The organism is Corallococcus llansteffanensis, from assembly GCF_003612055.1.
GTDB lineage: Bacteria > Myxococcota > Myxococcia > Myxococcales > Myxococcaceae > Corallococcus > Corallococcus llansteffanensis.
Map to the genome: position 1 here is coordinate 1 of NZ_RAWB01000344.1, position 10,829 is coordinate 10,829.

Below are 10,829 nucleotides of genomic sequence, written 5' to 3' on the forward strand. Positions count from 1 at the left end.
ACCCCACCCCGCCCAGGAGCGCCGCCACGTCCAGCCCGTCGCCGAACGTGGCCCGCGTGATGCCCGCCGCCAGCCCGAAGGCCACCATCACGAACAGGTCCCCGATGATGACGAGCGCCATCAGGAACTCCGTGAAGGTCCCCTTGGCGGCGGTCTCCTGGACGATGGCGATGGTCACCGTGGGAGAGAACGACACCATCACCGTGGAGAGCAGCGCGCTCACCGCCAGCGCCTGCGGCACCGTCATGGGCGCGAGGAACGGCAGCAAGGGCTTGAGCGCGAACGTCGCCCCGAAGCACACCGCGAACGTCGCCCCGCACACCGCCGCGCAGAGCAGCGCCACGCGCGCGCCCACGCGGCGGATGAGCCCCAGGTGCAGCTCCGTGCCGGCCACCAGCGCGATGAGGCTCACCGCCAGCCCCTTCACCAGCTCCAGCCCCTTCACGCCCGCGCCCGGGATGAAGCCCAGCGCGTAGGGCCCCACCGCCACGCCCACCAGCAGGTAGCCCGTGAGGCGCGGCAGGCCCAGGCCCTTGGCCACCTTGCCCGCGAACAGGCCGCACAGGAGCAGCGCACCGGCCGCCAGCAGCACCGGCGTGCCCGCGTCCGCGCGCATCACCTGCGCCTGGGTGATGGCCGCGAGCAGCGCCACCAGCAGCAGCAGGCGGAAGACAGACCCCTTCATGCCGCCACCTCCGCGTCATCCGCCGGCAGCGCGGGCTTGCGGGGCTCCGCGGCCAGCACGTGCCGGAACGCGCCGTGCGCGAGCATCTCGTTGACGACCGCGCCCACCGCCACCACGTCCAGCACCCGCTGCGACAGCGAGCCCGGCACCAGCAGCACGTACTCGGCCACGATGCACAGCGCGAGCCCGCCCTGCGCGATGAGCGCGTAGCCGAACTGCGGGGGCAGGTCGAGCACGCCCTGGGTGAGCCGCTGAGCGAAGCGCCCTCCCAGCACCTTGCCCAGGAAGCGCAGGCCCACGAACGCGGGCAAGAGCGCCCAGGCGGACAGGTCGCGCGCGTGCAGGTGACAGCCCACCATGAACACCAGCACCAGGTAGGTGGGCCGCTCCACCCGCGACAGCGCGCGCGCCACCCGCTCCGCGGTGCGTCCGCCCATCAGCGCCAGCGTCGCGCCGCACGCCACCCCCGCCAGCAGCGACGACAGCCGCAGGTACGCCGCCGCGCCGCCCACCAGCGCCACCATGCCCAGCGTCACCGTGGTCTGCTCCGCGGGGTCCTTCAGCGAGTGCGTGAGGAACGCGAGCAGCGCGCCGCACGCGACGCCCAGGAGCAGCGCCAGGCTGAGCAGGCCCAGCCCTTCGGCCGCGTTGCCGGTGGCGCCCAGCACCAGCCCCAGCGCCAGCACGCCCAGGCCCACCGCGTCATCCATCATCGTGAGCAGCGCCACGCCCAGGCCGCGCGAGCGCTCCAGCCGTCCGTTGCGGTAGCCCAGCACCGCGAAGTGTCCCGACGACAGGCTCGCCGCCGCGCCCAGCAGCGCCGCCGCGCCCACCGCCACCAGGGGCCTCAAGCCCATGGACAGCACCAGCGGCACCGCCAGGGGCAGCGCCACGAACAGGAAGGCCGTGCCCGCGTGCGCGAGCGCCGCCGCGTAGACGGGCCGGGGCAGCAGGCGCAGCAGGCGGGGCTCCAGGTTGAGCCCCAGGAGCACGCCACCCATCCCCAGCCCCAGCGCGATCAGCGGCCGGAGTGAGTCCAGGTCGCGCACGGTGAGCACGCCAAGAATCGACGGCCCCAGCAGCGCTCCGAAGATGAGGAACAGCAGGCCGCTGGCCGCCAGCTGCGCCAGCGCCGGGAAGCGACCCGGATCCAGCAGCGAGCGGCTCGACCCGAGCAGCGACAACGCCGCGACGATGAGAAAGACGAGCAGCGCTTGCACAGCGTCGTGCTTACACCCGGGCGCCCCTGCGCGTCATCAACGCCGGTGCGTGGGCGCCGCCATCACGGGCAGGGCCACCAGGCGACCCATGGGCGGATCATCCGCATCCATCTCCAGCTGCACGCGCTGGATGAGCCGCTCCATCTCCTCCTGGGGGAGGCCGGGCAGCACGCTCACGAGCACGATCTTGTCCTCGTCCGCGCCCAGCGCGAGGCTGCGCAGACCGGCGAACACAGGGACCTCCGCGGACAGGGCCGCGGCGGCGCTGCGCGCCCGGATGACCAGCGGCTCCGGAATGCCGAACTCCCGGAGCCGGCGGATCGCCCGCTCGGTCGTCTCCACCTGCTCGAGGAACGTGAGGACCAGGTACACGCGACCGTCATACCGGAAGACCGCGTGTCCTGTCCCCCGTTACTCGTTGCCGCTGGGCGTGGTCGGCTCCGGCGTGGCGGCCGGCGCAGTGGGAGCTGCGGCCCCCTCTTGCGGCGCGGCCCCGCCGGCGGCGGCGGCCTGGGCATCCATCGCGGCGCGGGCGGCGCGCTTGCCCTCCTCGATCAGCTTCTTGACCTTCTGCCCGCCCTTGCGGCCGATCTCTTCATAGAAGTTCGGTCCGCGGGTGGCCTTGACGCGGTCGCCACCCTTCTTGCCGATCTCCTCGTAGAACTTGGCGCCGCGCTCGGCCTTCACGGTCTCGCCGCCCTTGCGGCCGATCTCCTCGTAGAAGCTGCGACCGCGCTCGGCCTTGACCGTCGCGCCGCCCTTGCGACCGATGGTCTCGTAGAACTCGCGACCGCGCTCGTTCCGGACCGTCTCGCCGCCCTTACGCCCCGCTTCGGCCACCGTCATGCTGCCCTTGTTGTCCTTGTCCGACATGTCCGTATCTCCTCTCGTGACTACCAACCCCGTCCGCGCCTCGGTGTCCCTTGCCTGAAACCTTGGGACGGAAGCGCCCCGATGCAAGCAAGCTCCGTACACCGCCAGCCGTTCTCTTCTGACATTGCATGCATAATCCCCAAGGATTTCGCGCGCTTGTCAGGCCTGCTGGGCTTCCGGACTGGACGGGTGATTGCCCGGCAGGACGCTCTCACTGTTCACAACAATTCACGTGTCGTTGCCGATTCCCCGCCTGGATCCCACCTTGTGCGCAACGCCTGACACATCGGTCGGCGGGGGATACGGGAGGCTGCGGTGGCGAGTGGCGGGAGCGCGGTAAAGACCTGGTTGCGGATCCTCGCCCCCATGGTCGTGTCCATTGGCGGCCTGGTGATGCTCCGGCTCCTGGGGCCGGACTTCATCGATCAGCGCACCATCCGTGAGCTGCTGCTGCCCCTGGGCGACTACGCGCCGGTGGCCTACGTGGGGTTCCTCGCGATCCGGCCCCTGACGTTGCTGCCCGGACAGGTCCTCACCGCGGTGGGTGGGATGATGTTCGGCACGCTCGCAGCGACGCTCTATTCACTAACGGGCAGCTTCCTGTCCGCCACGCTGCTCTACTTCCTCGCTCGCAAGCTTGGCACCCGACCGATGCAGCGGCTCGCGGGGCGCAAGTACCCGGCGCTCGCGAAGGCGGCCCGGCGGCACGACTTCCAGTTCACGTTCCTGGCGTGCATCAACCCGCTGTGCCCCACCGACATCATGCTGGCGGCGGGCGCGGCGAGCGGCGCGCGCTTCTGGCCGTCCGTGGCGGGCGTGGTGCTGGGCACCATCCCCGGCACCTTCCTCACCGCGCAGTTCGGCAGTGGGCTGGCGCAGGGCCGCACCGTGATGACCGCCGTGTCCGCGGCCGGCATGATCATCTCCCTGGTGCTGGGCGTCGTCTTCGGGCGCCGGTTCTACAAGGAGATCAACGAGGCCCCCGAGGAGCCCCTGGCCACGGAGCCGGAGATCAGCAACGCCGCCGCGGGCGGGAAGGTTCCACTCACGACGCCCTGAGGTTCAGGAGCGGCTCAGGAGCGGCTCAGGGGCCCCTTCCCTTCGAGGCCGGCTTCCTCCGGGACCTGCGCGGACCGCCTTCCCGCGCGGGACGAGGCTCCTCCGGCGCGGGAGCGCTGACGGCGGCCGTCGGTTCGGGAGACGGGCGCAGCTCCTCCACCAGGAGCTGCAGCAGCGCGCGGACGCGGGGCACGGACTGGCGCCCGGGCAGGCACAGCGCGTGGACCTGCGGCCCTTCCGCCGCGTGATCCGCGAGCACCTCCACCAGGGTGCCATCGCGCATCCGCGCATCGCTCATGAAGTCCAGCACCTGGCAGAGCCCGGCGCCCGCGGCGGCCAGGTCCAGCAGCGCCGGTCCGTGATCCACGTCGATGGCGGCCCGCGTGCGCACCACCGTCTCCGCACCGCCCGGCGTCTCCCGGAAGCGCCACTCGCGGGTGAGCCCGCGCGGGTCCACGAACTTCAGGCACGCGTGGTGCTCCAGGTCGCCAGGCCTCTCCGGGGTGCCGTGCCGCGCCAGGTAGGTCGGCGCCGCGAGCGTCATCCAGCGCGTGCGGAGTAGCCGCCGTGCCACGAGGCTGGAGTCCTCCAGGCCGCCCAGCCGGATGGCCACGTCGACCTGTTCCTCCACCAGCCGGCTCAGCCGGTCGCTCATGCGCACGTGCAGCGTGAGCTGCGGGTGGCGGGCCTGGAGCCTCGCCAGTCGCGGCAGCAGCACCGGCCCCAGGATGAACGGCAGCGCCACCGTCAGCGGCCCCCGGGGCGCCCGGTGGGCCTGGGCCACGGTCTCCCGCGCCGCGCGCATCTGGGCCACGGCTTCGCGGGCGCGCTCCAGGAACGCCGCGCCCTCGGAGGTGAGGGCCACCTGCCGGGAGGTGCGCTCCAGCAGCCTCGCGCCCAACTCCTCCTCCAGCCGCCGCACCGCCTTGCTCACCGCGGCCACGGTGACGCCCAGCCGCTCCGCCGCCCTTCGGAAGCTCTGCTCCTCCGCGACATGGAGGAACGGCAACACCCCGGTGAACAGGTCCATGGGCCGGAGTGTCAACCCGGAGTTGATGATGGTTCAACCCGGACGTGCTCACCCTCCTACCGGTTGACGATTAAGGTTCGGGCCAACGGAGGAAGTCGACATGCGAATCGCGATCCTGGGCACGGGCATGGTGGGTGAGACGCTGGGCAGCAAGCTGGTGGCGCTGGGCCACGAGGTGCGGATGGGCTCGCGCACCGCGGACAACCCGAAGGCGGCCGCGTGGGTGAAGAAGGCCGGGGGCAAGGCATCGCAGGGGACGTTCGCGGACGCCGCCGCGTTCTCGGAGCTGCTCTTCAACTGCACCCTGGGCACCGCGTCGCTGGACGTGCTGAAGGCGGCGGGCGCGGAGGCCCTGCGCGGAAAGGTGCTGGTGGACGTGTCCAACCCGCTCGACTTCACGAAGGGCATGCCGCCGGTGCTCACCACCCCGCACACGGACTCGCTGGGCGAACAGCTCCAGCGCGCCTTCCCGGACCTCAAGGTGGTCAAGACGCTCAACACGATGAACTGCGAGGTGATGGTGGAGCCCTCGCGCGTGCCTGGAGACCATGACGTCTTCGTGTCCGGCAACGACGCGGACGCCAAGGCCCGGGTGAAGCAGCTCCTGTCGGAGGGCTTCGGCTGGAAGCACATCATCGACCTGGGCGACATCACCACCGCCCGGGGCACCGAGGCGTTCCTGCCGCTCTGGCTGCGCCTGTGGGGCACCCTGCGCACCGGCGACTTCAACATCCACGTCGTGAAGCGCTGAACACCAGCACAGGCCGTGGATGGCCAGCCGCGTCAGGGACCGGGGGTGGAATCCAGGCGCCTGACGCGGGGCCACGCAACTTCCGGGGTGAGAAGCGGATAACCTACCTGAGCCCACTTCCCCCGGTGGCTGGAGGTTTCCATGAGCACCATCAACCGCACCCGTGGTCCCGCAGTGCCTCCCGAGGCCCGGAAGCCGGCCTCTGAGCAGGCCTCGGCCCGGAAGCCCGCGCCCCACACGCCCGCGTTCCAGCAGTCGTCGTTCGAGCGCCCCGTGCCCAAGCCGAACGCGGTGCTTCAGGGCGCGTCCGCGCAGCCGGCGCCCGCGGGGGCCAACTCCCTGCTGGGTGGCATCATCGACGCCGCGGTGGGTGGCCTCAAGGACATCCCGCGCTTCGTGGAGATGGGCGTGAATGTCTTCAACGCCACCACGGTGAAGGAGATCACCAGCCTCTTCGGCGGCGCGAAGCCGGACCGCGCGCAGGACGGCATGTTCGTGGGCGCCGGTGGCAAGACGCTCCCCGCCACCACGCCGCTGAAGGACGTCCCGGGCGTCACGCCGGCGAACAACGCGAACCCGGACAAGACCATCCTCTACGTCAACGGCATCATGACGCCGACGGCGGGCCAGCTGGGGGAGATGCAGGCGCTGGCGAACTCCTCCGGCGCGAAGGTCGTGGGCATCCACAACGCGACGGAAGGCCTGGTGAAGGACCTGGCCCAGTGCGTGACGGACAAGCTGGACAAGGGCAAGAACCCCGCGGTGGACACGCTGGCGGACACGCTCTACTCGGAGCTGAAGGCCGGCCGCGATGTGCACCTGGTGGGCTACAGCCAGGGCGGCCTCATCACCGCGCGCGCGCTCAACGACGTGGCGAAGCGGCTGCGCATCGAGGACGGGCTGTCCCCCGCGCAGGTCGAGGCGAAGATGGGCCACCTGTCCGTGGAGACCTTCGGCGCCGCGTCCACGAAGTACCCGGACGGCCCCAAGTACGTGCACTACGTCAACAACGCGGACCCCGTGCCCACGCTCACCGGCCTGGGCGGCTCCGTGGATCCGCTGTCCTTCCTCAAGGACGCGGGCAAGGGCGCGGTGGTGCACCGCTTCACCGACGGCAACCTGAACCCCATCAGCAACCACATGCTGGACACGCTGTACCTCAAGCACCGCGTGGGCTTCGAGCAGGCGCGCCAGAACCAGTTCTGAGGCGCTGAGGCGCGCGCTTCTCCGGGATCCGGAAACCACGGGTCCCGGTAGGATGCCGCGCCATGACGCCCTTCCCTGTCGCCACCGCCCTCACCATCGCCGGCTCCGACAGCGGCGGTGGCGCGGGGATCCAGGCGGATCTCCGCACCTTCTCCTTCCATCGCGTCCACGGCACCAGCGCGCTGACCGCCGTCACCGCGCAGAACACGCGCGGCGTCACCCGGGTGGACGTGCTGCCTCCGGAGGCCGTCGCCGCGCAGGTGGAGGCCGTCGCTTCGGACATGCGCGTGGATGCGGTCAAGGTGGGCATGCTCGCCCGCCGGGACATCATCGAGACCGTGGCGGAGCGGCTGAGCGCCCTGTCCCTGGGCCCCGTCGTGCTGGATCCCGTGATGGTGTCGCGCGCGGGCTCCCGGCTCATCGATGACGCGGCGGTGGAGGCGCTGCGCACGCTGCTGCTGCCCCTCGCGGAGATCCTCACGCCCAACCGACATGAGGCGCGGCTGCTCGCGGGGATGGACATCGAGACGCTGGAGGACATGCGCGAGGCGGCGCGACGCATCCATCGCCAGGGACCGAAAGCCGTGCTGGTGAAGGGCGGCGGCATGCAGGGCGCGCTGCGCGGAACCGACGTGTGGTTCGACGGCGTGAGCCTGGAGACGCTGGCCGTCGAGCCCGTGGAGACGCCGAACACGCACGGGACGGGCTGCACGCTGTCCGCGGCCATCGCCGCGCGGCTCGCGCTGGGGGCCGCGCCGCTGGAGGCCGTGCGGCAGGGCAAGGAGTACGTCACGGCGGCGCTGCGCTACCCGCTCGCCGTGGGGCACGGGAACGGCCCCATCGGGCACTTCTTCCCGCTGATCCCCTGAATGAAACATTGATACATTTATCAGTGAGCAATTCAATGCAATTGATTGCACTCGGCGCGGGTGCGTCTGTGTATTGAATTGATGCAATGTCTTTCTTTTGACAGGGATTGACGTGGGTGTTGTCGTGGACTCACTGAAGATACGAGCATGTGGGCATTGTGGCTTGCGGAAGGGCGGCCACCTGTCACCACCTGATCATTCTTGCATGTAGGCACGCCCGATCAGGATTCAGGGCTGTTCGGCCGTTCAGTCCGGACCCTATGCGGAACTGCCTCAATGTTTGTTCAGTGTGGGCACAGGTGTGCGGAGGCCCCCCGAAAAAACCCAGGAAAGGACCTCTGGACGGGCTCAGTGCCGGGTCGCGTCGGAATCCAGGCCGGTGATGGCCGGCAGCCGCTGCGCGAGCAGGCCGAGCAGCTCCTGGGTCGACAGGCGCCCGGCTGCATCCTTGCCTTCGAGCACCCCGGCCACGAGGGCGCGCTTGTGCTCATGGAGCGCGAGCATCTGCTCCTCGATGGTCCCTCGCGCGACCAGCCGGTACACGGTGACGGGCCGCTGCTGGCCGATGCGGTGGGCCCGGTCGGACGCCTGGTCCTCCACGGCCGGGTTCCACCACGGGTCCAGGTGGATGACGCTGGTGGCGGCCGTCAGGTTGAGGCCGAAGCCTCCGGCCTTGAGGGAGATCAGGAACAGGGGGGCGTCCCCTTCCTGGAAGGCGCGCACGCGCTCGGCCCGGGCGCCGGCGGGCGTCTGCCCGTCCAGGTACTCGTAGGTGATGCCCTGGGCGTCCAGCACCTCGCGCACCAGCGCCAGGTGGGACGTGAACTGGCTGAACACGAGCGCGCGGTGGCCCTCCTCGCGCAGCTCCTGGATGAGCTCCATGAAGCGCTCCAGCTTGGAGGACTCCAGCTTGGACGCCGCGTCGTACAGCCGGGGATGCGACGCGAGCAGCCGCAGCCGCGTCAGCGCCGACAGGACCTGGATGCGCTTCTCCTGCTCCTTCAGCTTCGGCTTGTGCGTCTCCAGGTCCGACAGGGCCGCCAGCCGCGCGTCCTCGTAGAGCGTCCACTCCGGCGCGGACAGGACGACGGGCACGTGCACGTCGGTGCGCGGCGGAAGCTGGGCCTCCACCTGTCCCTTGGTGCGACGCAGGAGGAACGGCTGGAGCACCCGGGCCAGCGCGGGCGCGGCCGTGGGGTCCACCTGTCGTTCAATCGGCGCGGCGAAGCGCGCCCGGAACGCCTCCAGGCTGCCCAGGAGCCCGGGGAAGACGACGGCGAAGAGGGCCCACAGCTCGCCCAGGTGGTTCTCCAGGGGCGTGCCGGACAGCGCGAACTTGAAGTCCCCCTGGAGCGCCCGGGCCGCGCGGAAGCGGTGCGTGGCCGCGTTCTTCAGCGTCTGGGCCTCGTCGAAGACGATGGTGGCGAAGCGCTGGGCGGACAGCCGCTCGATGTCGCGCGTGAGCAGGCCGTAGCTGATGACGAGCACGTCGCGGGGCCCCAGGCGCTCCAGCGTGCCGCCCCGGTCCTCCGCCTCGGAGAACAGCGTCACCTTGAGCGACGGCGCGAAGCGCTTCGCCTCATCCCGCCAGTTGAAGGCCACCGACGTGGGCGCCAGCACCAGCGCGGGGCCCTGCTTCGCGCGGTCCAGCAGCACCGCCAGCGCCTGCACCGTCTTGCCCAGGCCCATGTCGTCCGCGAGCACGGCGCCCGCGTTCCACGACGCCAGCCGCGTGAGCCAGCGGAAGCCCTCGAGCTGGTAGTCGCGCAGCTCCGTCTTCAGCGTCGTGGGGACGCGGGGCTTGAGCTCCTTGGCCGCGAAGATGCGCTCCACGAGCGTCTTCCAGGACGCGTCCGCGTCGATGTCCGCGCCCGCGCTGTCCAGGCCCGCCAGCGCCTCCGCCGCGGACGGCCCCACCTCCAGCCCGTGCCGCGAGGCGTAGGTGTGATCCGACAGCCGCTCCAGGTGCTCGCGCAGCGCCGCTTCGATCTCCACCCAGGTGTTCGCGTCCACCTGGATGAAGCGCTCCTTGCGCCGGGCGGCATCCAGCAGCCGCGCCAGCGACACCCGCTCGCCCTCCACGGCCAGCCCACCCAGCACGCCGAACCAGTCGCGCTTGCGCTGCAGGACGACCTTCAGGTCCCCCACGCCCCGCTTCGCCACCAGCCGCATGGAGGTGCCCAACCACTCCAGCTCCGGCCGGGGCTCGAAGTCCGCGCACGCGGCCAGCACCGCGAGTCCCCCCTGCGCGCTGTGGAAGAGGAAGCAGAACGGCTGCTCCTGCGGCTCCGCGGACAGCAATGGCAGCCGGGCCTGGAGCGCCGTCGCCGCCGCCAGCTCGCGCGCGAAGTCGCGCACCGCGTGGAAGGACGCGGTGTCGCGCCGCACGTGCACGTCGCGCGGCCCCTCTCCGGGCAGGAACGCGGGGCCGTCCGGCAGAGGTCGCAGGCGCAGCTCCAGTCGCACCGCACCCCCGGGCTGCGCCTCCAGCCGGAGCACCGGGAGCTGCTGCGGCGCGACGGACTCCCCCATCACGCTGCGGGGCATGGCCACCGGCAGGCGCATGGAGAACTTGGAGAGCTGATCCAACAGCGCCCCGTGGCTCTCCGGCGGGAACGCGTTGCCGTGTCGCAGCAGCACCGTGGTGAGCGCGCGCACCTCCGGGCTCACGTCCAGCACGGTGAGCAGGCGCGGGCCCTCGTCCCAGAGGAACACCGCCTCCTCCGGCTTCGACTTGCGCACGCGCTCCAGCATCGCCGCCGGCAGCGCGGCGCCGTCCACGCCCGCGTTCACCACCACGGTGCCGGCCCGGTCCTCGGCGACCAGGCCCACCTTCGCGCGCTCGATGCGCACGAGCAGATCCGGCGTGAGGCCCTCCAGGTAGATGCGCGGGTGGTCGATGAGCTCGAACAGCAGCGCGCGCGACGCCGGGGCGTCGTGGTCCGCCAGCAGCGCGCCGATGCGCGCGTCCGAGGCGCTGAGCTGCGAGCCGTACTCCTGGAACAGCTTGCGCCGGCCGACCTTCGCCCCCGTCGTGCGCTGGCCCTTCTTCGTGCGCCGGTGCACGTAGGGCGCGACCTCCACGCCGTAGCCCTCGATGACGTCCAGGCGCCAGGAGATCTCCACCCCGCCCGAC

At 71.2% G+C, this 10,829-nt stretch carries 10 protein-coding genes; 4 read left to right on the forward strand and 6 right to left on the reverse strand.

Annotated features, from left to right (window positions below; translation table 11 throughout):
* From D7V93_RS27375 to D7V93_RS27390, 4 genes are all read right to left on the reverse strand, one after another.
* The coding region (locus tag D7V93_RS27375; RefSeq protein ID WP_504739585.1) for a cation:proton antiporter at positions 1-685 on the reverse strand (685 nt) is incomplete at its 3' end.
* Positions 682-1,905: a sodium:proton exchanger gene (locus D7V93_RS27380; RefSeq protein ID WP_120646199.1), complete on the reverse strand. Its 1,224-nt coding sequence runs from the start codon at positions 1,903-1,905 to the stop codon at positions 682-684. The genes D7V93_RS27380 and D7V93_RS27375, both read right to left, overlap by 4 nt.
* 36 nt (positions 1,906-1,941) lie before the next feature.
* The gene (locus D7V93_RS27385; protein ID WP_120646200.1) at positions 1,942-2,277 is read right to left on the reverse strand and encodes a hypothetical protein; all 336 of its coding nucleotides are present in this window, start codon (positions 2,275-2,277) and stop codon (positions 1,942-1,944) included.
* 39 nt (positions 2,278-2,316) lie between these two features.
* Positions 2,317-2,778: a general stress protein gene (locus D7V93_RS27390; protein WP_244237539.1), complete on the reverse strand. Its 462-nt coding sequence runs from the start codon at positions 2,776-2,778 to the stop codon at positions 2,317-2,319.
* Between the two features lie 348 nt (positions 2,779-3,126).
* On the opposite strand from D7V93_RS27390, the gene D7V93_RS27395 reads away from it, so the two are divergent.
* A complete protein-coding gene (locus tag D7V93_RS27395; protein ID WP_244237540.1) occupies positions 3,127-3,837 on the forward strand; it encodes a TVP38/TMEM64 family protein in 711 nt (236 codons plus the stop codon).
* 25 nt (positions 3,838-3,862) lie between these two features.
* On the opposite strand, the gene D7V93_RS27400 is transcribed toward D7V93_RS27395, so the two are convergent.
* Positions 3,863-4,867, reverse strand: coding sequence for a LysR family transcriptional regulator (locus D7V93_RS27400; protein ID WP_120646203.1), 1,005 nt, complete (start codon positions 4,865-4,867; stop codon positions 3,863-3,865).
* Positions 4,868-4,967: 100 nt separating this feature from the next.
* Here D7V93_RS27400 and D7V93_RS27405 point away from each other — a divergent pair, with 100 nt between their 5' ends.
* The 3 genes from D7V93_RS27405 to thiD all read left to right on the forward strand — a co-directional run bounded on the left by D7V93_RS27405 (position 4,968) and on the right by thiD (position 7,693).
* Positions 4,968-5,618 carry an NADPH-dependent F420 reductase gene (locus D7V93_RS27405; protein WP_120646204.1) on the forward strand — a complete coding sequence of 217 codons (651 nt, stop codon included), beginning with the start codon at positions 4,968-4,970 and terminating at the stop codon, positions 5,616-5,618.
* Between the two features lie 141 nt (positions 5,619-5,759).
* Entirely contained in the window at positions 5,760-6,824 is a 1,065-nt protein-coding gene (locus tag D7V93_RS27410; protein ID WP_120646205.1) for an alpha/beta fold hydrolase, read from the forward strand.
* A gap of 62 nt (positions 6,825-6,886) precedes the next feature.
* Positions 6,887-7,693: a bifunctional hydroxymethylpyrimidine kinase/phosphomethylpyrimidine kinase gene (thiD, locus tag D7V93_RS27415; protein WP_120646206.1), complete on the forward strand. Its 807-nt coding sequence runs from the start codon at positions 6,887-6,889 to the stop codon at positions 7,691-7,693.
* 348 nt (positions 7,694-8,041) lie between these two features.
* Here the strand turns inward: thiD and D7V93_RS27420 are convergent.
* On the reverse strand, positions 8,042-10,829 hold a 2,788-nt coding region (locus D7V93_RS27420; protein ID WP_147451364.1), incomplete at its 5' end, for a DEAD/DEAH box helicase.

Excerpts from the sequence above, each read along its gene's own strand:
- D7V93_RS27390 (WP_244237539.1), bottom strand. The coding sequence starts at position 2,778 with ATGTCGGACAAGGACAACAAGGGCAGCATGACGGTGGCCGAAGCGGGG.
- D7V93_RS27400 (WP_120646203.1), bottom strand. The coding sequence starts at position 4,867 with ATGGACCTGTTCACCGGGGTGTTGCCGTTCCTCCATGTCGCGGAGGAG.
- D7V93_RS27405 (WP_120646204.1), top strand. The coding sequence starts at position 4,968 with ATGCGAATCGCGATCCTGGGCACGGGCATGGTGGGTGAGACGCTGGGC.
- D7V93_RS27410 (WP_120646205.1), top strand. The coding sequence starts at position 5,760 with ATGAGCACCATCAACCGCACCCGTGGTCCCGCAGTGCCTCCCGAGGCC.
- thiD (WP_120646206.1), top strand. The coding sequence starts at position 6,887 with ATGACGCCCTTCCCTGTCGCCACCGCCCTCACCATCGCCGGCTCCGAC.